Genomic DNA, 25,609 nt, shown 5'->3' with positions numbered 1-25,609 from the left:
CTGTTATCATAGTATAACGGATTGTTTTTTGCTATAATAAGTTTGTTGTGGATTTAAAAGAGAGCATGAACGTGATTATAAGAAAATCGAGATGATTACCAAAATAAAAAGAAAATCATATACTGTCTTATAGATAGACCGTTGGAATAGTTCGAAATGTTGGAGGTTCTTTAAGATGACAGTTTACCATTTTGTAGGAATTAAAGGGACAGGGATGAGTGCTTTAGCGCAAATTTTACATGATATGAAGCATACTGTTCAAGGTTCTGATGTAGACAAACGTTTTTTTACGCAAACAGCTTTGGAAAACCGTGGGATTTCTATCCTGCCTTTTGATAAGAATAATGTTGAAGAGGGACAAGTGATTATCGCAGGAAATGCATTCCCAGATACGCATGAGGAAATTGAAGCTGCAAAGGAATTAAATTTACCTATTTATCGTTATCATCATTTTTTAGGCGATTTTATGAGTAAGTATACGAGTGTCGCTGTAACTGGTGCTCACGGAAAAACATCAACGACAGGTTTGTTATCTCACGTGATGCAAGGAGCAAACCCTACATCTTGTTTAATTGGTGATGGAACAGGACTTGGAGTAGAGGATAGTAAGTATTTTGTATTTGAAGCGTGTGAATATCGTCGCCATTTCTTGTCATATCATCCAGACTATGCAATTATGACAAATATTGATTTTGATCATCCAGATTATTTTGCAGACATTAATGATGTATTTAGTGCGTTCCAAGAGATGGCACTGCAAGTGAAGAAAGGTATTATTGCGTGTGGTGATGATGAAGAACTTCAAAAAATTCATGCGAAAGTACCAGTTATTTTCTATGGATTTGGTGAAGATAACGATTTCCAAGCACGTAACATTCAAAAAAGAACAGATGGTACAGTGTTTGATGTCTTTGTTCGTAATACGTATTATGGAACGTTCCAAATTACAGGTTACGGCAATCATAGCGTGCTAAATGCATTGGCGGTTATTGCTCTTTGTGATTATGAAGACATTGATGTCGAAGTTGTGAAACATCAGTTAACAACATTCGGTGGTGTAAAGCGACGCTTCAATGAAAAGAAAATGGGCGAGCAAGTGATTATTGATGATTACGCACATCATCCAACAGAAATCAATGCGACAATTGAAGCTGCCCGTCAGAAATACCCAGAACGTGAAATTGTAGCAGTATTTCAGCCGCATACATTCTCTCGAACACAAAAATTCTTAGATGAATTTGCAGAGAGTTTACGTAAGGCAGATCAAGTATATTTATGTGATATTTTTGGTTCTGCTCGTGAAAATAGAGGAGAACTTACAATTCAAGACCTGCAGCAACGCATTGATGGTGCAGAGCTTATTACGGTTATGACAACAGAAACATTAAAGAAACATAAAAACGGCGTACTTATTTTTATGGGCGCTGGTGATATTCAAAAATTTGAAGCTGCTTATGCGAAGGAAGTACAAGTAGCGGAGAAAAAGTAAGGGAGAAATGACGTGCAATACGCACGTCATTTTTTATTAACAATTTCTAAGTATAAATGTTAGAATAGTTAGAAAAAAGGGGAGAGGGAAATGTTTACACTAAGAATCGATAAAGAAATCGAATTACAATTATTAGAAAAACATCATAAAGATGAACTGTACGAATTAGTGGATAGCAACCGAGAATATTTGCGAGAATGGCTTCCGTGGGTGGATCGCACGAAATCAGCTGAAGGATACAATGAAATCTTTCCAATGTGGCTGCATAACTTCGCAGATGGAAATGGTTTTGAAGCAGGTATACGTTATAAAGGAAATCTCGTTGGGATGGTTGGGATTCATCCGGTGGATTGGGCGAAGAAGGCGACAGCTCTTGGATACTATCTTGCAGAAGAAGCAAGTGGAAAAGGAATTATGACGCGAAGTGTAAAGGCTGCGCTCCGTTATGCTTTTGAAGAATTAAAATTAAATAAAGTTGAAATTCATTGCGGAGTAAAAAATCAAAAGAGCCGTGCAATTCCAGAACGACTTGGTTTTAACTTAGATGGAATTATTCGTGATGGAGAATGGTTATATAATCATTTCCATGACATTGCGGTGTATAGTATGTTAGCGAGAGAATGGAAGGAGAGAAGCGTTTAAAATGACGCTTCTTTTTTCTGAATTTATCAACATCTAATGGTATAATATGGATAAGGAGTGATAAAGATGGAATTTTACGTGAAAAAAAATCCAATTATGATGCTGCTTACTGTGATTATGCTATTACTTGTCGTAATCTCTCCCATTATATCATTTATGTTGCACGAGAAAGGTTGGCTGACGGGACTTGCAGCAGGAATCTTATTTCTAGCTGCAAATATTATTCCGATTTCTGAAATGTTTGTGTTTCAGCATAAAGTCGTTGATGGTGAACTTGTAACAGGGCATTGGCTAACAAAGAAGAAAATTCCAATTGTAAGCATTCGTGTTATGCGATTTGTTGGAAAAAATAAGAGAAACTTAGAAATCACGTACGGTAGTAATTTTGAAGTACATATGATTACAATGCCAAAAGAGAAAGAAAAGTTTATGGAATTACTTTTAAAAGGAAGTCCCTATGTGAGAATAGTGGACTGAATATTATATTTTCAGGGAGAAACTGATGAAAAATGTAAAAGTATTGTTTTGCTTTGAAATGCTCACTGTACTTATAGTTTGTGTAAGGGGTTATGTACGCTGGGAGTGGCCCTTATATCTTTCGATTGGAATAGGTGTTTTAGCAGTCGTACTTCTCTATTATTTTCATTATCAATATAGGAAAAGCGAAGGGAAGAAATTTTTTAAACAATAGATTACAGGCAGTATGTCAGCGTTATAGGAGGATTCTACATGAGCATTCGTTGGCATGAATCAGATTGTCGTGAGGATCATATGATTTTTGACACGCTATGGGAAGCAGATGAATGGGGACGTTCTATCAGTCACGATATACATGCAGGTGCATTTGATGGATATGCAACTCCAGACGAGAAAGTTGCTTATGTTTTGGCCTTTCATTTGGCAAACGTTCCACGATTTCATGTTCATACGGATACAGTTTGGTCTGGGGATAAAATTATATATAAGGTATGGGTTACTCCGTCTGCTCATGCAGAAGTTTAGATAGAATAGACTGAAAGGGGGCAGGGATATGGGAGTAGGAAATATTATGTTTAGCATTTTTTCAATTTTAGGGCTTATTTTTTATATTGCAGTTGCAGTCTTTGCGGTATACGTTGTGGTGAGTGTATTAAAGAGGATGAGAGAACGAAATGAGTATTTAAAAGATATCCGAGATGAGCTTAGGAAGAGGAATGATACTTCGAACTAAGTTCATTTTTGATAATTTGGAGGTTTTACTATGACTAAAATAGGTATAATCCGTCACGGAAGTACACCGTGGAATAAAGAAGGCAGAGCACAAGGGAGTTCAGATATTTCCCTTGATCAAGATGGAATATTAGATGCGCATAAACTTGCAGAGCGCTTGCGTAAGGAGAATTGGAATTTCATATATTCTAGTGATCTATTAAGAGCGAAGCAAACTGCTGAAATTATAGGAGAAAAAATTGCGAATATACCAATTTACTTGGAACCTAGGCTTCGTGAAGCAGGGGGAGGACAGATTGAAGGGACAACGGAAGAAGAGCGAGTTTTAAAATGGGGAAAGAATTGGAGAGAGCTAGATTTAGGAATTGAAAGTGCTGATAGTGTAATCACAAGAGGTCTTTCGGTAATTGAGGAGATTGCATCTAAACATGATAACAAGAATATATTAATCGTTAGTCATGGTGCATTCATTAGACATCTTCTAAAGGAACTAGTACCGCATTTAAATATGGTAGAATTTCCGAGAAACACGTCTCTAACTAATCTTATAAAAGCAAAGAATGGTTGGGATTCCGAGCTATATAATTGCACAGTACATTTGGGATAGAGGAGAAAGAGGGAATGATTGTATCTTAAAGTAAAAGCATTCTCTCTTTCCTATCTATGGTTAATATCATTACACAATCTTCGGGGGCTTCTCAGTGCTGTCATTTGAATAGAGGCGTTCCCAAAGCTCGTTCATTTTGCTTCTACCGTTATTAATTTCAGGATTGAACTGAATTGCAGCTTGCCTGCGAACAGTACGGACATGCTGCACTGCTTGTTGTAGTTTTTGGTCAATTGTGTTCGATTCTTTTCCTGCATGTTTGACGATTGACAATCCCGCTGTTGTTCCTTGAGCCATGGCAATTTTGCCACTTTCAATCCCAGTGATATTCCCGGCTACAAATAGTCCATCAAGAGGAGTTTCCATCGTCTCTGAATGGTGGGGCACGTGACCGCCAAGTTCAGGAATGTATTGAAATGGACATCCGGCAACGGCGGCAAGCTCTGCTAGTGGATACAAGCCGCCTGCTATACAGACAAAATCTGCTTCGTAAATTGTTTCAGACCCCGTAACAATCTTGCCATTCGCATCAATATCGGCGACGCGTACTCCTTCCACTTGATCTTTACCGATAATTTCGAGTGCTGCTTTCCGAAGTTGGAGGGGAGTGCCATTCACTTTCATACCGTTTTTCGGATAAAAGTTTAAAGCAACTTTCCTCATCCAGTCATTTTTCATGAAACGGCTCCCGATACGTAATAATGGTGATGGTGCGAGATGAGCTGCGTTCAAGAGCGATTTCATAACCTCTTCAGGTTCACCTGCTTTTTGACTAAGGGCACTTTTTTCTGGGAGTACAATTCGATCAACCGTTATGCCAGCTAGTTGTAATTCATTTAAAATCGCAAATGCTAAAATATTTGCTCCGATAAGAATTCCTTTTTTGCCGACTTGGACGCGGTGAACATTTGTCATTACTTGAGCCGCGCCAATGGACATTACGCCAGGAAGGGTCCAACCAGGCAGTGGGATAGAGTATTCGGCAGCTCCAGTAGCCACTAGTACAAATGGTACTTCTAGCGTACCTAGGCTCGTATGTACATTCCATAGGTGATTTTCTTTTTCTAAATTGTAAACAGACACCCCGCAGCGAATATCGACCGATAATTTTTTCGCTTCTTGATGAAGGCGCTCTGATTCTTTTATTCCATTCCACCATTCACCGGAAGGCTCTTGATGAAGTTGTCCGAGTAACCTGCCGCCTGGTTTTATAAATTCATCAAGAACAGTCACTTTGAGACCAAAGCTCGCACAGGCAATAGCTCCTGCTAACCCTGCTGGGCCTCCTCCAATTACAATTACATCAATCATCGCTTTTCCACCATCCTTCTTACAATATTCGGATGCTGTTTGCCGCTTTCAACAATCATATCCTTCTCTACAACTGTTAAGCAGGCTCTTACGTTTGCTTGATCATTGACAGTTACACGGCACTCTAAGCAATGACCGATGTTGCAATAAATACCCCTAGGTGTCCCGCTATCTTCGTGAACGCGCAGTTTTCTTATTCCATTTGCCAAAAGAGCAGCAGCAATTGTTTCATTTTCATATGCTTCATATTCCATTCCATCAAATTGAAAGGAAATACGTTCTCTATCCTCTAAATTCCCTAAAATAGGATGCTTCATGATTCTAGTCATTGATTTTCACCTACTGTTCCAAATGTCACCGGCCGAATTGGGGGCTGGTATTTTAACGGAATTTCACCAGGTGACACATTAGGGATAACACTTTCAATAATTCTATCTAATGTCGGCCTGCATGTGCGGCCTCCACAAAAGCCCATTCCTGCTCGTGTTCTTAATTTTAATTCTCTTGCTGTGCATTTATGTTGATCTGCTGTTGACTGGAGTTGTCCGTAAGTAACTTCTTCACAGCGGCAAATCACAATGCTCTCTTTGTTAACCATTTGAATTCCTCCTCGACAGTCTTTCATAAAGATATTATGCAAAAAATGTGCCAATGCAGAGGAGGAAGAGGGTTACTGTAAGCCAAGCCGCTTCAAGCGATTGTATAAAGTGGCTCTTGTGATACCGAGTTGTTTCGCACACTCCAATTTATTTCCATCTAAGATTTGTAGTGCTCTTTTGATTACTTTTCTCTCGTGTTGATTCATTTCTTCTTGTAACGATAAGATGGTAAAGTCACTTTCTTGAAGTACATTAGATACAGTCTTTGGTTTGTTTTCAAAGCTGATACTATTGGTATGAAAGGGTAAATAATCTCTTTTTATTACGCCATCTGTTGCGAATACGATAAGCCGTTCCATGACGTTGCGAAGTTCGCGAATATTGCCAGGCCAATCATACCGAAGCAGTTCATGCATGACTTCTGGAGGAAATTCATGAATCGGCCGTTGATAATTCAAAGAAAAGTCATGTAAAAAATAATGGGTTAATTCAATAATATCTTCTTGCCGTTCTCTTAAAGGAGGAATGTGTAGACTGACTACGTTCAATCGGTAATACAAATCTTCACGGAACTGTCCTTTTTTCATTAATTCTTGTAAATCACGATTTGTGGCAGCGATGATACGGAAGTCGATATTAATTTCTTTTTCTCCACCAACGCGATAATATTTTCGCTCCTGCAGCACGCGTAGAAGTTTTACCTGCATTTCGAGGGGCATTTCACCTACTTCATCAAGAAATAATGTACCTCCTTTTGCCAGTTCTATTTTTCCTTTTTTTCCTTTGCTGTCAGCACCGGAGAAGGCGCCCCGCTCATATCCGAATAGTTCACTTTCAAATAAAGCTGCTGGTATCGCACCGCAGTTAATTGAAATAAAAGGTGCTTTCGGTTTTTCGCTCGCTTCATGAATCGCTTTCGCAAATACCTCTTTTCCGACACCGCTTTCACCTAATATGAGAACAGTAGATTTAACAGAACATACCCTTCTAGCTAAATCCACTGTTCTTTGCAGGGCAGCACTCTTTCCTTTAATAGAATGAAAGGAATCAGAAGAATCTTTATATTTTGCTACTTCTTGTTCTAAACGGTGTACTTCATTGGACATGTTGAACAATTTTTCATTCAGTACGACTTGATTTGTGATATCCGTTTCTGAAACGACTGCGCCGATAATCTGATCGTTAAAATAAACGGGATTAGAGTTAATTAAGACAAACAAATCAGACTGAGGCTGATGGTGCTGTCCTACAATTTTTTTCCCTTTATGTAGAGATTGCAAGATTTCTAGGTTTTTATAGTCAAAGAAATCCGTAATCGGTCGGCCGATGATATCTTGCCGTTTGACGGAGAAAATTTTTTCTGCTCCTTCTGTCCACGTACAAACACGTTCGTTATCATCAATGACCGTGACGGAAGAATCCGTCGTTTGAATAACAGTTTCATAAAATGCTTTTAATTGATTGTAAGAGTTATGAAGAAAATGGATGATTTGTGTTGCTGTTATACAGCCTACTGGATTTTTGTTTGTATCAAGAATAACAGCTGTGGAATGATGACTAAACGCCTGAAGTAAGGTGAAGAATGATTCATCTTCATATACGACTTTGCATGGAAGCTCAGGCATCTTTGTTGTTGAACGATAATAAAATTTACCGTTTTTTTGTTCAATTTTCTGCTTATCGAACGATGTATCCATTAAAATCCGTTGTATAATTTCTTTCCCTGACGGTAATGAAAATATGATAATCCCCTCCAAAATTAATTGTAAAAAGTTATTAACACTGTAAAAAAATTATACACGTGTTCATGAAATATTTAAAATATTTTTACAATAGAGCTTACCTCACTTTAAAGGGCAGTAAAGCTTCTACTTCTAGAAAACAAGGAACTGGATAACTGGATCAAGAGGGAGTGTCTATAAAGTGAAACTTCCATCAGTGGGGGTCTTACTGCTCAAAAGTAGCGGGATAAATTTCTAATCAACAAAGATTTGAAAGTACAACTTCCTCTAAAACTATTACATTTCCTTTGTACAGCGTCTCTGTCACGCGTACCTAACTATCAGCGGGGAAGAAATAATTCTCTGTTGTGAAAGTTTCACGTTAATTGGCATACGAATTGCATTTTCAGGTAATGAAGCCATTTCATCGAGAGGAGGAATGCCATGTGAAACATTGTGACGTGTTAGTCATTGGCGGGGGAATTATTGGCTGTTCGATTGCCTATTATGCTTCTAAGTATGGAAGAGATGTAACGATCATTGAAAAAGGGGAATTTGTTAGTGGCACGTCTTCACGATGTGACGGCAATATTTTGGCGATTGATAAAGACCCAGGTTTTGATAGTCAAATGTCGTTGTTTAGTCAGAATTTAGTGGATGAATTAAGCAAAGAGTTGGAGCATCCATTTGAATATCGAGCACCAGGAAGCATCCTTGTTTGTGAGTCGGACGAGGAGATGGAAGCGGCACAGAAATGGGTAGATCGCCAAAAAGCTGCCGGTTTACCATTTCGAATGCTTGACCGGCAGGATATTCGGCAGGAGTCCCCCTTTTTTGCAGATGATTTATTAGGTGGGCTAGAATGCGCCACTGATTCCACGGTTAATCCATATCTCTTAGCTTTTTCACTTTTGGAGGAAGCAAAAAAACTAGGGGCTAAAGCTTTCAAGCATACAGAAGTAAAACAAATGAAAAAAGAAGAAAGTGGTTCATTTACTGTAGAAACGACAAACGGAGTTTTTACTGCGGATCATGTCGTCAATGCGGCAGGAGTATGGGCACCTCGAATAGGAGAGATGCTGGATCTTTCAATACCAATTGAACCGAGAAAAGGGCATATTATCGTTGCCTCAAGGCAGCAGCATGTAGGATGTCGAAAAGTAATGGAGTTTGGTTACTTAATTTCTAAATTTGGTGGAAAGCGCCGTGTTGATCGGCTAACTGAAAAATATGGAGTAGCTCTTGTCTTTGAACCAACGGAAAGCCAAAATTTTTTAATTGGGAGCAGTAGAGAATTTGTTGGCTTTCATACGAAAGTAAACAATGAAATCATTAAATGTATTGCTAATCGGGCAATCCGCTTTTATCCGAAAATGGCAGATATGATGGTGATTCGTTCGTATGCAGGATTAAGGCCATGGACGGAAGATCATTTGCCAATCGTTTCACGCGTAGATAAAATTCCAAATTATTATATTGCGGCGGGTCATGAAGGAGACGGAATTAGCCTCGCAGCAGTAACAGGGAAAATAGTAGAAGAACTCATTAATGAAAAAGAAACATCGATTCCCGTTGCACCGCTTAGCTTTAACCGATTTACAGAAAGGGTGTTGAGCAGATGAGGGCACAAAGAGTCTTTACAACAATTGATACGCATACAGGCGGGAATCCAACGAGGACACTGATTAGCGGACTTCCGAAATTAGTTGGGGAAACAATGTCAGAAAAAATGCTCCATATGAAAAAGGAATATGACTGGATTCGCAAACTGTTAATGAATGAACCGCGCGGCCATGATGTCATGTCTGGTGCTTTGTTAACGGATCCTTGCCATCCAGAAGCAGATATTGGCGTGATTTACATAGAGACGGGCGGATATTTGCCGATGTGTGGACATGACACAATTGGTGTGTGTACAGCGTTAGTTGAATCTGGATTGATTCCCATTCAGGAGCCGGTCACTTCCTTAAAATTGGATACGCCTGCTGGACTCGTCGAAGTGGATATTTCAGTAGAAAATGGAAAAGCAAAAGAAGTGTCTTTTTGCAATATCCCAGCATTTCTTTTAAAACATGTTTTCATTGATGTCGAGGGGATTGGGCGTATAGATGCTGATATTGCGTATGGTGGTAATTTTTATGCAATCATTGATGCGAAATCAGTTGGATTGGAGTTACTTCCAGAGAATGCTTCTAACATAATCGAAACAGCAATCAACATTAGAAATACCATTAATGAAAAAGTTGAAATCGTTCATCCGCAACATCCGTTTATTAAAGGGTTGACTCATGTTGAGTTTTTTACGGAACCAACCCACGAGGAAGCAGATGTGAAGAACACAGTTATTGTTCCTCCAGGAGGAATCGACCGTTCTCCATGTGGAACTGGTACTTCTGCGAAATTGGCTGTCCTGTATGCAAATCAACAAATTTCAATTGGCAAAGAATTTATTCATGAAAGCATTGTTGGTTCCTTATTTAGAGGACGCGTATTGGAAACAACCGATGTGGAAGGTGTTGAGGCTGTAGTGACCCAAATTACGGGATCAGCTTGGTTGATGGGGATGCATCGGTTCTTCTATCACGAAGAAGATCCGCTTAAAGAAGGATTTTTGCTCATTCCCCCCATGGAACATGAAACGGAGGACGTGAAATGAAAATTCAGAAGACGTATTCAACAACAGATGTACACGTGGCTGGTGAAGCGTTTCGTGTTATTAAAGATGTGCCGTTTATTCATTATCAAAACTTGGAACAGTTAAATGAACATTTTACGCATGTGTTTGCAGAAGAAATCAATCTTTTGTTGAATGAACCGCGTGGGTTTGCTGGTTTAAATGGTTGTCTTGTTGTTCCGACGATTAATGAAGAAGCTGATGCCGCAGTATTATTTCTAAATCATGAAGGAACGGTTCCATTTCATTACGGTGGCATCGTTGCTGTAATTACAGCTTTACTAGAATGCGGTCATTTGCAGCCGAGGGCGTCAAATGAATATAAAATCGAAACGGTCAGTGGTGTGATTTCAGTTATCGCGATGATGGAGAATAATGAAGTAGTTTCGGTGGTGATAGAAAGTGAACCGTGTCAAATAGTCGAAACAAACATTCCATTGTCTAATTCGCATTGCAATACGCAGTTCTCCCTCGTGCAAGCTGATCAATTATACGCAGTATTTGAGAAAAGTGATATTTCTGCAGAGATTCGCGTTGAGGAACTTTCTGAACTAAAGAGATGGGGACAAACGGTGCTTCAAGCTCTCGAGTCAAAAATGCCAGTAAAAGGTGTCATTTTAATGGATGACTCTCATCTAGAAGAGGGGCGAATTAAAACAATTACGTTTCGTGCTGATCAGTATATCGTTCGTTCTCCGGGCTTCGAATCGACGATGGCGTGTTATACAAACTTACTTTCTAAAGGGAAGGTGTATATAGAACCACCATTTGTAAATGAAAGTATTTTTGGCAGCACTTTAGCAGTAGAAGTAGCAAAACAAACAGAGAGTGGATGTAAATTCACCTTGAAAAGCCGCGGTTTTATTACAGGAATGCAGATGTTTGTATTAGATCCGACAGATCCTTTACCTGCTGGATTTTTACTAAAATAATCAAATTATAATCGTTTACTAAAGTTATTATGCCTGCTAGTGATAGCAAAAAAAACTAAAAAAATATTAAGGGGGAAATAGAAATGACAACAATTAGAGGAGCTTATCCAGTATTAATTACTCCAATGAATGAGGCGCAGGAGATTGATTGGGGCGGTGTGAAAAATAATGTGAACTATTTCGTGAATCAAGGAGTTGCAGGTATTGTAATCAACGGCAGTACTGGAGAGTTCGTGAGCTTATCTAAAGAAGAAAAATTCCAAATGGTTGAAACTGTATTAAAGGAAGTCAACGGCCGTATTCCTGTTATTGTGGGAACAGCTGCTGAAACGACAAAAGAAACAATTGAATACACGAAACAGGCGGAAGCACATGGTGCAGATTGTGCGCTGATCATTAATTCTTACTATTGTAAACCGAAAGAGGAAGAAATTTATTTCCACTTTAAAGAAGTGTCAAATGCAGTGAATATACCTATTATGCTGTACAACAATCCTTTTACATCTGGCGTTGATATGAGTACAGAGCTGATGCTGCGAATTGGAAAAGAATGTGAAAGAGTTACTCACATTAAAGAATCAAGTGGGGATATTCGCAAAGCAAGAGATCTTGTCAGACATGGCAAAGGGGATATTGAAATTTTCTGCGGTTCAGAAGATTTAGTTATGGAGTCTTATTTAGTCGGGGCAACAGGCTGGATTTCTGTCGCAGGGAATATTGTGCCAAAACTTGTTACGCAAATGTTCAATCATTTTCAAAAAGGTGAGTTAAAAGAAGCTTGGGCAATCAATGACAGCATATTACCGCTTTGTACATTCCTTGAAGGGTCAGGAAAATATGTGCAAATTGTTAAACGTGCAATGGAATTAAATGGACAGGCAGGAGGTCCTTCCCGTTATCCTCGTTTAGGATTGACACTTGAGGAAGATCAAAAGTTGAAAGATATTTTAGCCACTTTGACTGCCGTTTCACATGTGTAAAAAAGTATAGCACTGTATGAATAAAAAAATGCAAAGGGGAGTGGAACATGTTAACAGCACAAATAGAATTAAAGCCGAGAGTGAAAGCTTTTTTAGAAGGAAATATTGAACTTTTTATCGATGGAAAATTTGTACCAGCTATAAGCGGTAAAACGTTTGAAACGTATAACCCAGCGACAGAAGAAGTTCTTGCTTTCGTAAGTGAAGCACAAGAAGAAGATGTTGATTTAGCGGTGAAGGCAGCTCGCCGGGCATTTGAAAAAGGACCATGGCCTGAACTTAGTGCAGCTGAAAGAGCACACTTAATTTACAAGCTGGCTGATTTAATTGACGAACATAAAGAAGAACTAGCTCAATTAGAAGCACTAGATAACGGAAAGCCGTATCAAGTAGCATTAGAAGACGATATTCCAGCAACAGTGGAACATTACCGTTATTATGCTGGCTGGGCAACGAAGATTCTTGGTCAGACGACTCCGATTTCAAAGGACTATTTAAACTATACACGTCATGAACCAATTGGTATTGTCGGCCAAATTATTCCGTGGAACTATCCATTAGTCATGGCTGCGTGGAAAATGGGGGCAGCACTTGCGACAGGATGTACAATCGTATTAAAACCCGCTGAGCAAACACCATTATCTCTATTATATACAGCTCAGCTTTTTAAAGAAGCTGGCTTCCCAGACGGCGTGGTCAATTTCGTCCCTGGATTCGGCCAAACAGCAGGTGCAGCGATTGTGAATCATCATGATATTGAAAAAGTAGCTTTTACAGGTTCGACTGACACTGGTAAGTATATAATGCGTCAAGCAGCTGAAACGATTAAACATGTGACGTTAGAACTTGGGGGAAAATCACCAAATATTATTTTGGAAGATGCAGATTTATCAGAGGCGATTACTGGTGCTTTCAACGGTATCATGTACAATCATGGTCAAAACTGCAGTGCAGGATCCCGTGTGTTCGTTCATAGAAAGCACTATGAAAAAGTGGTGGAAGAACTAGCGAAACTAGCAAACAATGTAAAACTCGGTGCAGGAATGGAAAAAGGTACTGAAATGGGACCGCTTGTTTCGAAAAAGCAACAAGAGCGCGTGTTACGTTATATTGAAAAAGGAAAAGAGGAAGGAGCAAGAGTTGCAGCTGGCGGTGAGGAGGTGTTTGAAAAAGGATACTTCGTTCAGCCAACTATTTTTGCTGATGTCACAGATGATATGACAATCGCAAAAGAAGAAATATTTGGGCCAGTAGTCGCAGTTCTGCCGTTCGATACAGTTGAAGAAGTCATCGAAAGAGCAAATAATACTCCATTTGGACTCGCTGCAGGTGTATGGACAGAAAACATTAAAACGGCACACCAAGTGGCGAATCGCTTAAAGGCAGGCACAGTTTGGATTAATGATTACAACTTAGAAGACGCTGCAGCGCCATTCGGTGGTTATAAACAATCGGGCATTGGGCGCGAAATGGGCTCCTATGCACTCGACAACTATACAGAAGTGAAGAGCATTTGGGTAAACTTGAAATAAAGTGAAACTTCCATCAGTGGGGAGCTTCATCCCCCACTGACGGAAAGCTCTCACCAATCGGGCTGTCCGTTTTTTCGATTAATTTTGAAAGGTTATTGGAATTTCTAAAAATTAAAGCGTTTACATCTGGGGGTTCTTTCATCTATGCTGTTCTTCTATAAAATTATGAAATAACGGCAATAGTCTAATTATAAAATACTGAATATTAAGAAAATATAAGGTTGAAAGGGGAGAGATTAAAGTATGGCAAACAAGGGCAAGTTTAAAAGAGAAATATCATTATTGGATTTAGCCTTTATTGGTTTTGGATCTATGTTTGGATCAGGATGGTTGTTTGCTGCTAGCCATGTTTCAGGAATAGCAGGTCCAGCGGGAATTATTTCATGGGTAATTGGTGGAATCGCTATTTTTTTATTAGGACTTGTATACTGTGAACTTGGGGCATCACTTCCAAGGGCTGGAGGAATTGTGCGCTATCCTGCTTATTCACATGGTCCTATACTTGGATATTTATTAGGATTTATTACCCTTATTGCATTTTCAAGTTTAATAGCAATTGAAGTAGAAGCGGCTAGGCAATATGCTGCGGCTTGGTGGCCGAGCCTGACGAAAGAAAATTCTACCTTGCCTACTGTAAGCGGATGGCTTATGCAATTTGGACTTATCGTCATTTTCTTCTTGTTAAATTATTGGAGTGTAAAAACATTTGCGAAATCGAATTTAATCATAACCATCTTTAAATTTTTTGTACCAGCACTAACAATCATTGTATTGTTAATGCATTTACATGGTGATAATTTTTCAAGCGCTGGTTTCGCGCCGTTTGGATTTTCTGGTGTACAAGCAGCTATTTCTGCAGGCGGTGTTATTTTTGCTTATTTAGGACTGACACCTATTGTATCGGTTGCAAGTGAAGTGAAAAATCCGCAAAGAACGATACCAATTGCTCTTATTTTGTCTGTGATCTCTTCATTGATTGTTTATGTTCTTTTACAAGTTGCTTTTATTGGAAGTATTCCAACTGAAATGCTTAGCCAAGGATGGGCGGGAATTAGTCAGGAATTTAGTTTACCATTTAAAGATATTTCCGTTCTATTAGGACTGGGGTGGATGGTCTATTTTATTGTTTCCGATGCAATTATATCACCGAGTGGAACGGGGAATATTTATATGTCCGCTACCCCCCGTGTTGTATATGGCTGGGCTCAAAGTGGAACCTTATTTAAAGTATTTTCTAAAGTTGATGCAAAATCAGGCATACCAAGACCTGCACTTTGGCTTACATTTGTCCTTTCTATTTTCTGGACATTGCCATTTCCTTCATGGGAAGCGTTAATTAATGTTGTTTCTGCAGCGCTTGTATTGAGTTATGCTCTCGCACCGATTACAGCGGCAGCGCTTAGAAAACGGGCTCCTGAGCTAAATCGTCCGTTTTGGGTAAAAGGAATGTCAATCATTGGACCACTTTCATTTGTCATTGCCTCATTAATCGTGTACTGGTCTGGTTGGAAAACACTTTCTTGGTTATTATCTTCACAAGTTATCATGTTTGTAATCTATCTATGTTGCAAAAAATGGGTACCAACTTCACAAGTCTCTTTTGCCCAACAAATCAAATCATCATTATGGCTCGTTTTTTACTACGTTGCGATAATGGTGGTGTCGTACTTTGGGATGTTTGGTGAAGGAAAGGGGTATTTAACCTATTCAACAGATTTGATAGCGGTTAGTATTGTTTCCTTGATTAGTTATTACTGGGCGGTTCATACTGCTTTACCTGTTGTAGATTTGGATGACGAAGACGAAGTGGAAAGCACTGATTATTTACAGGTAGAGAATGCTACGATTAGTAAATAACATCTAGTTCTTGCGAAAGATAGAAACATAGAAAAAGAAGAAGCGTATAGAGAGATGCTTCTTCTTTTTTTCTGAATTTACCGACAATTATTGGTGTAATATGGAGTGGAAAAATCCAATTATAAAGTGAAACTTCCATCAGTGGGGGGGTTCTTCATCCCCCACTGATGGTTAGTTGAACCAATCGGGCATTAACGGGCAGTTATCCCCCACCTATCTTTTTCACTTCTCTCTCAACCTTGAGGTGGGGGTCTTACTGCCCGTTAATGCGGGATAAAATACTAAGTTAATTAGGAAAAGAGAAATAGTAATCTTCTAAAAAGAGGTGGGTAAATTGCGTGGAACCTTAAAACAGCGTTGGAGTTTGGATGAGATTTTCCACGGGGGAAGTGAGTCTAATGAGTTTAAACATTTTCTCATGAAACTAGAGGAAGATATCTCTAAAGAAACAGCTACAACAATAGAGAGTAAGGAACTGAAATCAATAAGTGGATTCGAACGGTGGATAGAACAAATGGATCGAATACAAGAGTTATCTACTCGCTTGCTTGAAGCAACCCATTTTGTTGGATGTTTGGAATCAGAAAATGTTGAAGATGAGAAGGCTATTATATTAAGTGAAAAAGTAAGGGGTATTTCAACACAATTTGAGATAGTTATAAACGACTTTGAACAAACATTGGTACACATACCAGATGATATTTGGGAACAGCTATTGCAGCTGGAACAAATAAAACCGATTGCTTACCCGCTTCATGAAAAAAGAGAAAAGGCGAAGGGGAAATTGCCAATAGTACAGGAAAAGTTGATTCAAGATCTTTCTATTAATGGATATCATGCTTGGGCCAATTTATATAATTCTGTCACTGGGAAAACGAAAATTGTTCTAGAGGAGCGAAGTAAACACCTGAGTTTTGGACAAGCATATAATATATTACATTCATCTATAAATCAGCATACTAGAACGAATCTAGTAAATGCTTTAAATGATGCAAGCGAAAAAGTAGCTGAGACATGTGCAGCAGCTCTAAATAACATCGCTGGTTTTCGATTACAAGTATATAAACATCGGGGGTTACCTTCAGATTCTATTTTAAGAGAACCACTTCGTTATAATAGAATGTCGCAAACAACGCTTGATGCGGTGTGGGAAGCCATCAATCAAAGTAAGCCTGTAATAACTTCATATTTAGAGAGAAAGGCCCACCTACTAGGAGTAGAAAAAATGAATTGGTTTGACATATATACACCTATAGGAAAAGTGACTAAGACTTATACATATGAAGAGGCTGCTGAAATAATCCTTACTAAGTTTAACTCTTTTAGCCCTAAATTGGCGGATTATACAAAAAGAGCATTTCTGGAAGGCTGGATTGACTCTGAAAACAGAGATACAAAAGCAAGCAGGGGATTCTCATCTAGATTTCCGCTAACAAAACAGTCGCGCATCTTCATGAATTTTCAAGGAACGCCTAATAATCTCGCAATACTTGCACATGAATTAGGGCATTCTTTTCATCAAGGAATTATGTCAAATGACGTTCCCCCATTTGCACAGCAATATACGATGGCTGTTAGTGAGACGGCTTCTACTTTTGCTGAAACCATTATTTTACATGCAATGATTAAAGATATTTCAGATGAACATGAAAAACTGCTTCTTCTAGAAGCAAAAATACAATCTGCACTTAGTTATTTAATAGGAGTGCAGGGCCGTTTTATATTTGAAAAAGGCTTTTATGAAATTCGAAAAAAGCGGGTTGTAGGAGTCGATGAATTGAACCATCTGATGGCAGAAGCACAGAAGTATGCTTTCAATGAGTCGCTTGCTTCTTATAATCATTTTTCATGGATTTGGAATCGACATTTCTACTTCACAGATAAACCTTTTTATAATTTCCCTTATACATTTGGCTTCCTATTTAGCCAAGGAATTTATGCAAATGCACTTCAAGAAGGATCTTCATTTGAAGAAAAATATATACATTTACTTCGGGATACTGGCAGAATGACTGCTGAGCAATTAGCTTTTCATCATCTTGGTTTTGATTTAACAAAACAAGAATTTTGGGAGAAAGCAATACATGTTGTTTTACAAGATATAAAAGACTTTCTTGCTTTAACAGAGAAGTTGAGCTTATTTTGTTGTAATGGACGAGTCGGGAGGGGATGAAATGCCGAATGTAGCGTCAAAAACATAAGAATTGAAAACGAAGCTACAAAATATATTAACTAGAAAATATAAAGAAAATTTTCCTTCTAGAATAGCGTGACAGTTAGTTGTATTTCAATTAAAAAAGTGTCAATCCAGACGGTCACTATAATCATTGCCTCTATTTTATGTTTTGCTTGGAATATAGAGAAAAGGGAGATGTGAAATATGATAAATTCCACATTAGAAATGTATGACTATCATGTATGGGCGAACCAAAAAATGATTGACCGATTAAAAGAACTGTCTCAGGATATTTACACCAAGGAAATGCAGAGTATTTTTCCTTCTATATCAAAAGCGTTATCTCATATTTATCTCACCGATCACTTATGGTTAAATGTGATTTCTGGTAAAAGTATGAATGAAGCATTCGAATTAGTAAATCAATTAATAGAGCAAACAGAGTCAAAAAATATCGAGGAAATGGAGAGCATATTTTTCGATTTATCAAGGAGATATAAAGACTTTCTAAGTGTTCAAGAAGATATGGAAAAGGTAATAGTAGTTGATAATCCATATGCTGGTTTACTTACAACTTCTATTTCTGAATCTATACTACACGTTGTTACTCATGGATCTTATCACCGCGGTAATATCGCAGCTATGTTACGACAACAAGGTCACGCCTCCATTATGCAAGATTATGGTCTTTATTTGTATAAAAAGTAATCTTCTATTAGGAAAAATGAGTACCTTTTAATAAAATAGTAAAACGAACAGAAAATTAATTAGAGCGATTCAAAAAGCTCAGAAAGATCTAGGATTATCATTACGTGAGTCTAAAGATTATATTGATTCTTTATAATACATATAATGTTCGTTAACGAACCTCATGTTAAAAAATAAAAGTGAGCACAACAACCTGTGCTCACTTTCTCTATACTTATTTTAAGTTCTCAGGATTTAATGCTTCTAATTCAGGTACAACGAAGCGGCCATCTTTACGGATTAATACGTCGTCGAAGTAAATTTCTCCGCCGCCGTATTCAGGGCGTTGGATGCATACTAAATCCCAGTGGATGTTAGAGTTGTTGCCGTTCCATGCATCTTCGTATGCTTGTCCTGGTGTGAAGTGGAAGCTGCCGTCGATTTTTTCATCGAATAGAATATCGCCCATTGGATGTAAAATGTATGGGTTTACGCCAATTGCGAATTCACCAACGTAGCGTGCGCCTTCATCTGTATCGAAAATTTTGTTAATACGTTCTGTATCGTTTGCAGTTGCTTCAACGATTTTACCATCTTTAAATGTAAGTTTTACATTTTCGAACATGTAACCGTTGTACGGAGATGGTGTGTTGTAAGAAACTGTACCGTTAACAGAATCGCGAACAGGCGCAGAGTATACTTCGCCGTCTGGAATATTTAAGTGACCAGCACATTTAATTGCTGGAATGTCTTTAATTGAGAATGTTAAGTCAGTTCCAGGTCCAACAAGACGTACTTTGTCTGTTTTGTTCATTAACTCAACAAGATTGTCCATCGCTTTATCCATTTTAGCGTAGTCTAAGTTACATACATCAAAGTAGAAGTCTTCAAATCCTTCTGTGCTCATTTTTGCAAGCTGTGCCATAGAAGCGTTTGGATAGCGAAGTACAACCCATCTTGTTTTTGGAACACGAATGTCTCTATGTACTTTTTTACCTACTGTGTTGCCGTAAATTTTCATGCGTTCGCTTGGAACGTCAGCTTGTTCATTTACGTTATCACCAGAGCGAAGGCCGATATAAGCATCCATATCCTTCATTACGCTTGCTTCATATGCAGCGATTTGCTCGAAATGTTCTTCTGTTGCGCCCATCATTAAAGAGCGGTCTACTTGATGATCTTTTAATAGTACGAATGGATAACCACCAGCTTCATATGCAGCTTTTACAAGTGCTGTTACAAGCTCTTTTTGTAAGCCGAAGTTTTCGATTAACACTTTTTCGCCTTTTTGTAAACGAATAGAGTAGTTAATTAAATTTTTTGCTAATGTTTCAATACGTGGGTCTTTCATATGTAAAGCCTCCCTTATATATGTATCCTTTCTTATTGTAACCTACTTGTCCGAATTTGTTTAATAATTTAGGTTGCATTTGCCAAACAAATATGAAAATTAATACGAAATATGGAACAATTAGAATGAAACGGAAAATGATTGTATAATAGGAGAAAACATAAAAAGATAAAGGAGTGATTCGTATGCAAATTCTTTTATACGTCAGTGTAGCCATTATCGCAATTGCGTTTGCCGTATTAGTTGTATATGTATGTAAGACTTTAGTATCTGTCCAAAAAACGTTAGAAAATGTAGCAAGTACGATGGAAGGTCTTGAAAAACAAATGCAGGGTATTACTGTAGAAACAGAGCAGCTTCTTCATAAAACAAATGCATTAGCAGAAGATATTCAACAGAAATCACAGTCGTTAAATAAAGTTGTGGAAGGTGTAGAGGGAATTGGAACAACGATTCATTCTTTAAACACAAGACTACGCAGCGTTTCTGATTCTGTTGCAGATCAAGTAGAAAATAATGCAGATAAAGTAGCACAAGTGGTGCAATGGAGTAATGCGGTCATTGATGTGTACAATCGCTTTCGTGCAAAAAAGAAAGAGGATGAAGTAGAGCAGTTTGAAAAGCCAGAGAAAAAACCGAAAAAAGAAAAGAAATTACCGCGACTTCCGATTCGAATGAGAGGCGAATGAAATGAGCATGACGAAGATTGAAACAATGGAGCAATTTGAGGAATTAACAGCAAGTAAAGAGCCGTATATCTTGTTTAAACATAGTACAACATGTCCAATTAGTCACGGTGCTTTCACAGCGTTTCAAGAATATCGTAGTGAAGAGCAAGCTGTACCGGCATATTATTTATATGTGCAAGATGCACGTCCTGTTTCAAATAAGGTTGCCGAGCATTTTGAAATTAGACATGAATCACCGCAAGTATTATACATAAAAGATGGTAAAGTGCTATGGCATGCATCGCATTGGAAAATTACAAAGCAAGCGTTACAAGAGAATATAAAGTGAAACTTCCATCAGTGGGGGGTTTTTCATCCTCCACAGATGGTTAGTTGAACCAATCGGGCTCTTACTGCCCAAAAGTAGCGGGATAAAATAAGAGAAAGCAAGCAAATGTGCTTGCTTTTTTAATTTTCTAAAAATAATATTGACGTACCATGCGTTTTACGATTAAATTAAGAAAAAATAACGATTCCATACGCAGTCTAATGCGAAGTGTATGAAGTGACATCCGCATATGTATCATATATAATAAGTTATCTTATGAATGATATTTATATCTTTTTATTAGTATACATATAAAATTTGAAAGAGGTGGCTTTATTATGGCATCACAGGAATTAGATCGTTTACGTTCTCAAATTGATGAAAAGAACTTACAAATTTTAAAATTATTAAATGAGCGCGGTCGTCTTGTACAAGAGGTTGGTAAATTAAAAGAAGTACAAGGTGTGAAACGTTTTGATCCAGTACGCGAGCGCAAAATGCTCGATTTAATCGCAGAAAACAATGATGGACCATTCGAAACATCAACGCTTCAACATTTATTTAAACAAATTTTTAAAACAGGTTTAGAACTGCAAGAAGATGATCATCGTAAAGCACTCCTCGTATCTCGTAAGAAAAAGTCCGATGATACGATTGTTGATATTAAAGGTGAAAAAATTGGTGATGGCAATGCTCACTTTATTATGGGACCATGTGCAGTTGAGAGCTATGAGCAAGTTCGTCAAGTAGCGGAAGCAATGAAAGAACAAGGATTAAAACTTATGCGCGGCGGTGCATTTAAACCGCGTACATCACCATATGATTTCCAAGGTCTTGGTATTGAAGGGCTGAAAATTTTACGCCAAGTAGCAGATGAGTATGATTTAGCTGTAATTAGTGAAATTTTAAATCCAAATGATATTGAAATGGCGCTTGATTACGTAGATGTAATTCAAATTGGTGCGCGCAATATGCAAAACTTTGAGCTGTTAAAAGCAGCTGGTTCTGTCAAGAAGCCGGTATTGTTAAAACGAGGATTATCCGCAACGATTGAAGAGTTTATGTATGCGGCAGAATATATTATTGCACAAGGGAACGGCGATATTATTTTATGTGAGCGCGGCATTCGTACGTACGAGAAAGCAACGCGAAATACATTAGATATTTCTGCTGTACCAATTTTAAAGAAAGAAACACACTTGCCGGTTGTTGTAGATGTAACACATTCAACAGGACGCCGTGATTTATTATTGCCAACTGCAAAAGCAGCGATGGCAATCGGAGCAGATGCGATTATGGCGGAAGTGCACCCTGACCCAGCTGTAGCACTTTCAGATTCAGCGCAGCAAATGGATATTCCAGAATTTAATGCATTTATGAACGAATTAAAAGCATTTCGTATGAGATAAAGTGAAACTTCCTTTTGGAGCGCTCTTCTCCAAAAGGTTAGTTGAACCAATCGGGCTTTTACAGACGGTTTGTTATTACTTCGTAGTTAAGCACCTTACCGACTGTTAGAGCGGGATAAAGTGAAACTTCCATCAGTGGGGGCTTACTGCCCGCGAATAGCGGGGTAAGAATGGCTTCAAAATCTATGCAGTTAAATGCTGCATAGATTTTTTTCTGGAAAATAAGTATTTTTCTATTTAAAATATGAAAATATAAGAAAAGGAACGAATTTTTTCGAAACTTTTTCGGGAAAATATTGTCTCAATCCTTATTTGTATCGTATCATTAGTAAAAGGGCTCGGGAGTGACATCTTCAAGTAGAGTGGATGTCTTTTTTTTCATTCAAGTTAACCGATACATAGTATATAGATAAATTTTATAAAGGAGTGTGTGAAAAGATGAACGTAACAATTTATGATGTAGCGCGCGAAGCAAATGTCTCAATGGCAACAGTATCACGTGTTGTGAACGGCAATCCAAATGTAAAACCGACAACAAGAAAGAAAGTACTAGAGGCGATTGAGCGCCTTGGCTACCGTCCAAATGCAGTAGCACGAGGATTAGCAAGTAAGAAAACAACAACAGTAGGGGTTATTATTCCAGATATCTCTAACACGTTTTATTCAGAACTTGCACGTGGTATCGAAGACATCGCAACAATGTACAAATATAATATTATTTTAAGTAACTCTGACCAAAACAAAGAGAAAGAGTTCCATTTATTGAATACAATGCTTGGTAAGCAAGTGGACGGCATCGTATTTATGGGAGAAGATATTACAGACATTCATGTAGAAGAATTCAAAAAATCTCCTGTTCCAATCGTACTTGCGGCATCATTTGATGAGCAGAACATTACACCATCTGTAAATATTGATTACACACAAGCAGCATATGATGCAATGAAGCATTTCTTAGAGCAAGGTCATACACGCATTGCTTTCGTATCTGGTCCTTATGTTGATAAAGCAGGCAGCGCAAAAAAATTACAAGGCTATAAACGAGCATTAGAAGAAGCTGGTATTGCTTACGATGAAGAGCTTGTTGTTGACGGTGATTATACATACGATTCAGGTATGGAAGCATTAGATAAGCTATGGGAACTTACTGAAAAGCCGACAGCAGTATTCGTATCCTCTGATGAAATGGCATTAGGTGTGATTCATGCAGCACAAGATAAAGGTCTAAACGTGCCAAACGATTTAGAAGTACTTGGTTTTGACAATACACGTCTTGCAATTATGGTACGCCCGCAGCTTTCAACAGTTGTACAACCAATGTATGACATCGGAGCAGTTGCAATGCGTTTATTAACAAAATACATGAACAAAGAAACAGTAGAAGATCATACTGTTATCTTACCGCACAGTATTAAGTTTAGAGATTCAACAAAGTAATAAGGAGAAAACTCGTGGAAATACAACCACGAGTTTTTTTATTTTATAAAGAGTTCAATAGTCGCTGTGACATTTGTTTTTAGATGGAAGTTTCGCTTTACCACTATTTCTAATGTATAATGATTATAAAGTGAAACTTCCATCAGTGGGAGATCATACTGTTCGTGAATAGCGGATAAAACTATGTGAGGGGGAGATGTGAAATGATAATTCTTTGGGGAATTACGCTTTGTGTGACGGCTATATTCGCTTATATGACGTTAAAGCAGAGTGGTATGAGACGCTTTATTCCTGGTGGTGTTTTGGCAGGGATAGCCCTAATCACATACGTTACTTCGATTTTTTTAGAAAGCGCTGGAGAACAAATACATGACAGTTTTGTGTTTTTTTCTATTACATTATTTGTAGGCGCTATTATTATTTTACTTGTCGCAGGTATTATTTTGTTTATTCATACAAACTCAGAAACGCTATAAAATGGAACTTCCATCAGTGGGGGGATTCATCCCCCACTGATGGAAAGTTCTCACCAATCGGGCTCTTACTGCCCAAAAGTAGCGGGATAAAAAAGAGAGCAGATCTATGTCTGCTCTCTTTTTGTCTATTTCATTATGCCTTGTCTCTTGATGCATTTTGCTGTTTTAATAAATCACGAATTTCTGTAAGAAGCGCTTCTTCTTTCGATAAAGCAGCTGGTACTTCTTCTTTCTTCTCTTCTTCTTTTTTGAATGATAGTTTGTTGAATAGTTTAATGAATAAGAAGATAGAGAATGCAATGATAAAGAAGTCAACAATAGTTTGAATGAATGCACCATATTTTAATGTTGCATCACCTACTGGATAAGAAAGACCCGTAAAGTCAACGCCACCTAGTAAAATTCCGACCAATGGCATAATAATATCATTTACTAATGAAGAAACAATTTTACCAAATGCGCCACCGATTACTACCCCGACAGCTAAATCCATGACGTTCCCTTTTAAAGCGAACTTTTTAAACTCGTTCCACATTTATAATTCCCATCCTTTTCACAATTATGTATAAAATTATTAGTTCTATCCCATACATTGTATATAGATTTAAGGTAGAAATAAAGAGTAAAAGGGAATGAAAGTGAATTCGGAAAACTGAATGCGTTTTCCTTTTTTTGTATTTGTTAACGATACGACAAAGCTTGCTTTCCTAACGCATCCCAAGATTGAATAAACGTTTCTTTGTTTACTTTAAGTGCTTTTTTCTCAGTTAAAGGATCATTAATATAAACGTATCCATCTTCAAAGCCTACGAGTACAACAGCGTGTAAATCTAGAGGAGCTGTAATGTTTTCGTTTCCATGTTTCCAAGACGCCCATTTGTCAGGAAGTTTGTAATCCCCTGTTGTCCAAACTACTGCAGGTTTACCTATGTTGACTTGAGCTAGCACATCATCAAAAGATTTTCTTGTTAAATTTACTGTGCGATTTGGAAGATACTGTTCCATTAATTGTTGCAGCGGTTCAACGTAAACAGCAAATCCCATAGTTTTCCCTGTTATATCTCCAACGAATCCTTCTTTAGGGTTTCCCCATTGAAGAATGTCTCCGTCTTTGCTGACAGATGGCGGATCATTGTCTTTTTTTATATTATTTGCTAACTGCATTTTATCGACTTTCACGCCAGCATGTTGCAGTACCATCGCTAAGCTCGTCACTTCACAGCCGAATTTCAGCTCAGGTTTTTGAGGTATGAGCGGTACATCTAAAATAACCTTTTCTTGTTTTGGAGGAGTTGGAGGTTGTAGTGGTTCGTTTGAGGGCGATGAATATTTGACATTTTTCGTTAATTCGGCTTCTTCATATTTGGGATGAGATGCATGCTTTTCAGTGGAAGCCTGTTTAGTAGAATAGCCTGTCATAAATGTAAATAGGGTATACAAAATTAGAAATCTTTTCATAGCGTTCACCTTCTTTATGTAGTGCGGTACATGGTGTAATGATAGCGTTTTTTATTAAGTTCTTTC

26 protein-coding genes are annotated in these 25,609 nt (G+C 38.0%); 19 read left to right on the top strand and 7 right to left on the bottom strand.

Annotated features, from left to right (window positions below; all coding sequences use genetic code 11):
• The first annotated feature begins 175 nt into the window (after window positions 1-175).
• From murC to NKR74_RS19865, 6 genes are all read left to right on the top strand, one after another.
• Window positions 176-1,489 carry a UDP-N-acetylmuramate--L-alanine ligase gene (gene murC / locus NKR74_RS19895; protein WP_098311067.1) on the top strand — a complete coding sequence of 438 codons (1,314 nt, stop codon included), beginning with the start codon at window positions 176-178 and terminating at the stop codon, window positions 1,487-1,489.
• Between the two features lie 90 nt (window positions 1,490-1,579).
• Window positions 1,580-2,131: a GNAT family N-acetyltransferase gene (locus NKR74_RS19890; RefSeq protein WP_098311066.1), complete on the top strand. Its 552-nt coding sequence runs from the start codon at window positions 1,580-1,582 to the stop codon at window positions 2,129-2,131.
• A 66-nt stretch (window positions 2,132-2,197) separates the two neighbouring features.
• The gene (locus NKR74_RS19885) at window positions 2,198-2,608 is read left to right on the top strand and encodes a PH domain-containing protein (RefSeq protein WP_253630594.1); all 411 of its coding nucleotides are present in this window, start codon (window positions 2,198-2,200) and stop codon (window positions 2,606-2,608) included.
• Window positions 2,609-2,860: 252 nt separating this feature from the next.
• Entirely contained in the window at window positions 2,861-3,133 is a 273-nt protein-coding gene (locus NKR74_RS19875; protein WP_253630593.1) for a hypothetical protein, read from the top strand.
• 28 nt (window positions 3,134-3,161) lie between these two features.
• On the top strand, window positions 3,162-3,341 hold the full coding sequence (locus NKR74_RS19870) for a hypothetical protein (protein WP_098311062.1): 180 nt from the start codon (window positions 3,162-3,164) through the stop codon (window positions 3,339-3,341).
• A gap of 30 nt (window positions 3,342-3,371) precedes the next feature.
• Complete coding sequence (locus NKR74_RS19865) at window positions 3,372-3,947, top strand: histidine phosphatase family protein (RefSeq protein ID WP_253630592.1); 576 nt, start codon at window positions 3,372-3,374, stop codon at window positions 3,945-3,947.
• 69 nt (window positions 3,948-4,016) lie between these two features.
• On the opposite strand, the gene NKR74_RS19860 is transcribed toward NKR74_RS19865, so the two are convergent.
• The 4 genes from NKR74_RS19860 to NKR74_RS19845 form a co-directional block, all read right to left on the bottom strand.
• Window positions 4,017-5,258: an NAD(P)/FAD-dependent oxidoreductase gene (locus NKR74_RS19860; protein WP_253630591.1), complete on the bottom strand. Its 1,242-nt coding sequence runs from the start codon at window positions 5,256-5,258 to the stop codon at window positions 4,017-4,019.
• Window positions 5,255-5,587: a (2Fe-2S)-binding protein gene (locus tag NKR74_RS19855; protein WP_253630590.1), complete on the bottom strand. Its 333-nt coding sequence runs from the start codon at window positions 5,585-5,587 to the stop codon at window positions 5,255-5,257. The genes NKR74_RS19860 and NKR74_RS19855 overlap by 4 nt, the downstream gene beginning before the upstream one ends.
• On the bottom strand, window positions 5,584-5,856 hold the full coding sequence (locus NKR74_RS19850; protein ID WP_253630589.1) for a (2Fe-2S)-binding protein: 273 nt from the start codon (window positions 5,854-5,856) through the stop codon (window positions 5,584-5,586). The genes NKR74_RS19855 and NKR74_RS19850 overlap by 4 nt, the downstream gene beginning before the upstream one ends.
• Before the next feature lie 72 nt (window positions 5,857-5,928).
• A complete protein-coding gene (locus NKR74_RS19845; protein ID WP_253631186.1) occupies window positions 5,929-7,602 on the bottom strand; it encodes a sigma-54 interaction domain-containing protein in 1,674 nt (557 codons plus the stop codon).
• A gap of 422 nt (window positions 7,603-8,024) precedes the next feature.
• Between NKR74_RS19845 and NKR74_RS19840 the strand changes: the two genes are divergently transcribed.
• The 8 genes from NKR74_RS19840 (at window position 8,025) to NKR74_RS19805 (ending at window position 18,437) form a co-directional block, all read left to right on the top strand.
• The gene (locus NKR74_RS19840) at window positions 8,025-9,200 is read left to right on the top strand and encodes an NAD(P)/FAD-dependent oxidoreductase (protein WP_253630588.1); all 1,176 of its coding nucleotides are present in this window, start codon (window positions 8,025-8,027) and stop codon (window positions 9,198-9,200) included.
• Window positions 9,197-10,234, top strand: coding sequence for a proline racemase family protein (locus NKR74_RS19835; protein ID WP_253630587.1), 1,038 nt, complete (start codon window positions 9,197-9,199; stop codon window positions 10,232-10,234). The genes NKR74_RS19840 and NKR74_RS19835 overlap by 4 nt, the downstream gene beginning before the upstream one ends.
• Window positions 10,231-11,184, top strand: a complete 954-nt coding sequence (locus NKR74_RS19830) for a proline racemase family protein (protein WP_253630586.1) — start codon at window positions 10,231-10,233, stop codon at window positions 11,182-11,184. The genes NKR74_RS19835 and NKR74_RS19830 overlap by 4 nt, the downstream gene beginning before the upstream one ends.
• An 83-nt stretch (window positions 11,185-11,267) precedes the next feature.
• Window positions 11,268-12,164 carry a 4-hydroxy-tetrahydrodipicolinate synthase gene (gene dapA / locus NKR74_RS19825; protein ID WP_098311054.1) on the top strand — a complete coding sequence of 299 codons (897 nt, stop codon included), beginning with the start codon at window positions 11,268-11,270 and terminating at the stop codon, window positions 12,162-12,164.
• Between the two features lie 47 nt (window positions 12,165-12,211).
• Window positions 12,212-13,696 carry an aldehyde dehydrogenase family protein gene (locus NKR74_RS19820; protein WP_253630585.1) on the top strand — a complete coding sequence of 495 codons (1,485 nt, stop codon included), beginning with the start codon at window positions 12,212-12,214 and terminating at the stop codon, window positions 13,694-13,696.
• A gap of 243 nt (window positions 13,697-13,939) precedes the next feature.
• Complete coding sequence (locus tag NKR74_RS19815; RefSeq protein ID WP_253630584.1) at window positions 13,940-15,553, top strand: APC family permease; 1,614 nt, start codon at window positions 13,940-13,942, stop codon at window positions 15,551-15,553.
• Between the two features lie 334 nt (window positions 15,554-15,887).
• Window positions 15,888-17,726, top strand: a complete 1,839-nt coding sequence (locus tag NKR74_RS19810) for a M3 family oligoendopeptidase (RefSeq protein WP_253630583.1) — start codon at window positions 15,888-15,890, stop codon at window positions 17,724-17,726.
• 207 nt (window positions 17,727-17,933) lie between these two features.
• Window positions 17,934-18,437 (top strand): DinB family protein, encoded by a 504-nt coding sequence (locus tag NKR74_RS19805; RefSeq protein WP_253630582.1) that lies wholly within the window; start codon window positions 17,934-17,936, stop codon window positions 18,435-18,437.
• Between the two features lie 214 nt (window positions 18,438-18,651).
• Here the strand turns inward: NKR74_RS19805 and NKR74_RS19800 are convergent, their stop codons facing one another.
• On the bottom strand, window positions 18,652-19,767 hold the full coding sequence (locus tag NKR74_RS19800) for an aminopeptidase (protein ID WP_230573664.1): 1,116 nt from the start codon (window positions 19,765-19,767) through the stop codon (window positions 18,652-18,654).
• 185 nt (window positions 19,768-19,952) lie between these two features.
• Between NKR74_RS19800 and NKR74_RS19795 the strand changes: the two genes are divergently transcribed.
• The 5 genes from NKR74_RS19795 to NKR74_RS19775 all read left to right on the top strand — a co-directional run bounded on the left by NKR74_RS19795 (window position 19,953) and on the right by NKR74_RS19775 (window position 24,085).
• Window positions 19,953-20,456, top strand: a complete 504-nt coding sequence (locus NKR74_RS19795; RefSeq protein WP_098305475.1) for a DUF948 domain-containing protein — start codon at window positions 19,953-19,955, stop codon at window positions 20,454-20,456.
• Between the two features lies 1 nt (window position 20,457).
• Window positions 20,458-20,784 carry a bacillithiol system redox-active protein YtxJ gene (ytxJ, locus tag NKR74_RS19790; RefSeq protein ID WP_098305473.1) on the top strand — a complete coding sequence of 109 codons (327 nt, stop codon included), beginning with the start codon at window positions 20,458-20,460 and terminating at the stop codon, window positions 20,782-20,784.
• 317 nt (window positions 20,785-21,101) lie between these two features.
• Window positions 21,102-22,172 (top strand): bifunctional 3-deoxy-7-phosphoheptulonate synthase/chorismate mutase, encoded by a 1,071-nt coding sequence (locus tag NKR74_RS19785; protein WP_253630581.1) that lies wholly within the window; start codon window positions 21,102-21,104, stop codon window positions 22,170-22,172.
• Window positions 22,173-22,610: 438 nt separating this feature from the next.
• A complete protein-coding gene (gene ccpA, locus NKR74_RS19780; protein ID WP_253630580.1) occupies window positions 22,611-23,609 on the top strand; it encodes a catabolite control protein A in 999 nt (332 codons plus the stop codon).
• Between the two features lie 203 nt (window positions 23,610-23,812).
• Window positions 23,813-24,085: a DUF3917 domain-containing protein gene (locus tag NKR74_RS19775; RefSeq protein ID WP_098305465.1), complete on the top strand. Its 273-nt coding sequence runs from the start codon at window positions 23,813-23,815 to the stop codon at window positions 24,083-24,085.
• 133 nt (window positions 24,086-24,218) lie between these two features.
• Here NKR74_RS19775 and mscL read toward each other — a convergent pair whose 3' ends face one another.
• Together mscL and NKR74_RS19765 are read right to left on the bottom strand one after the other, a co-directional pair.
• Window positions 24,219-24,620 (bottom strand): large conductance mechanosensitive channel protein MscL, encoded by a 402-nt coding sequence (gene mscL, locus NKR74_RS19770; RefSeq protein WP_098305463.1) that lies wholly within the window; start codon window positions 24,618-24,620, stop codon window positions 24,219-24,221.
• Window positions 24,621-24,766: 146 nt separating this feature from the next.
• Window positions 24,767-25,543, bottom strand: coding sequence for a C39 family peptidase (locus NKR74_RS19765; protein ID WP_253630579.1), 777 nt, complete (start codon window positions 25,541-25,543; stop codon window positions 24,767-24,769).
• Between the last annotated feature and the right edge of the window lie 66 nt (window positions 25,544-25,609).

Origin of the sequence: Bacillus sp. 3103sda1 (assembly GCF_024159135.1) — a bacterium.
Lineage (GTDB): Bacteria > Bacillota > Bacilli > Bacillales > Bacillaceae_G > Bacillus_A > Bacillus_A rhizoplanae.
The sequence above is the reverse complement of the archived record's forward strand: the minus strand, read 5'-3'. Positions and strand labels throughout refer to the sequence as shown.

Coding starts and splice junctions, on each gene's coding strand:
- ccpA (WP_253630580.1), top strand. CDS start 22,611: ATGAACGTAACAATTTATGATGTAGCGCGCGAAGCAAATGTCTCAATG.
- murC (WP_098311067.1), top strand. CDS start 176: ATGACAGTTTACCATTTTGTAGGAATTAAAGGGACAGGGATGAGTGCT.
- NKR74_RS19820 (WP_253630585.1), top strand. CDS start 12,212: ATGTTAACAGCACAAATAGAATTAAAGCCGAGAGTGAAAGCTTTTTTA.
- NKR74_RS19875 (WP_253630593.1), top strand. CDS start 2,861: ATGAGCATTCGTTGGCATGAATCAGATTGTCGTGAGGATCATATGATT.
- NKR74_RS19885 (WP_253630594.1), top strand. CDS start 2,198: ATGGAATTTTACGTGAAAAAAAATCCAATTATGATGCTGCTTACTGTG.
- NKR74_RS19765 (WP_253630579.1), bottom strand. CDS start 25,543: ATGAAAAGATTTCTAATTTTGTATACCCTATTTACATTTATGACAGGC.
- NKR74_RS19835 (WP_253630587.1), top strand. CDS start 9,197: ATGAGGGCACAAAGAGTCTTTACAACAATTGATACGCATACAGGCGGG.
- NKR74_RS19785 (WP_253630581.1), top strand. CDS start 21,102: ATGGCATCACAGGAATTAGATCGTTTACGTTCTCAAATTGATGAAAAG.
- NKR74_RS19865 (WP_253630592.1), top strand. CDS start 3,372: ATGACTAAAATAGGTATAATCCGTCACGGAAGTACACCGTGGAATAAA.
- NKR74_RS19800 (WP_230573664.1), bottom strand. CDS start 19,767: ATGAAAGACCCACGTATTGAAACATTAGCAAAAAATTTAATTAACTAC.
- NKR74_RS19870 (WP_098311062.1), top strand. CDS start 3,162: ATGGGAGTAGGAAATATTATGTTTAGCATTTTTTCAATTTTAGGGCTT.
- NKR74_RS19805 (WP_253630582.1), top strand. CDS start 17,934: ATGATAAATTCCACATTAGAAATGTATGACTATCATGTATGGGCGAAC.
- NKR74_RS19855 (WP_253630590.1), bottom strand. CDS start 5,587: ATGACTAGAATCATGAAGCATCCTATTTTAGGGAATTTAGAGGATAGA.
- mscL (WP_098305463.1), bottom strand. CDS start 24,620: ATGTGGAACGAGTTTAAAAAGTTCGCTTTAAAAGGGAACGTCATGGAT.
- NKR74_RS19850 (WP_253630589.1), bottom strand. CDS start 5,856: ATGGTTAACAAAGAGAGCATTGTGATTTGCCGCTGTGAAGAAGTTACT.
- NKR74_RS19890 (WP_098311066.1), top strand. CDS start 1,580: ATGTTTACACTAAGAATCGATAAAGAAATCGAATTACAATTATTAGAA.
- NKR74_RS19830 (WP_253630586.1), top strand. CDS start 10,231: ATGAAAATTCAGAAGACGTATTCAACAACAGATGTACACGTGGCTGGT.
- dapA (WP_098311054.1), top strand. CDS start 11,268: ATGACAACAATTAGAGGAGCTTATCCAGTATTAATTACTCCAATGAAT.
- NKR74_RS19860 (WP_253630591.1), bottom strand. CDS start 5,258: ATGATTGATGTAATTGTAATTGGAGGAGGCCCAGCAGGGTTAGCAGGA.
- NKR74_RS19775 (WP_098305465.1), top strand. CDS start 23,813: ATGATAATTCTTTGGGGAATTACGCTTTGTGTGACGGCTATATTCGCT.
- ytxJ (WP_098305473.1), top strand. CDS start 20,458: ATGAGCATGACGAAGATTGAAACAATGGAGCAATTTGAGGAATTAACA.
- NKR74_RS19815 (WP_253630584.1), top strand. CDS start 13,940: ATGGCAAACAAGGGCAAGTTTAAAAGAGAAATATCATTATTGGATTTA.
- NKR74_RS19795 (WP_098305475.1), top strand. CDS start 19,953: ATGCAAATTCTTTTATACGTCAGTGTAGCCATTATCGCAATTGCGTTT.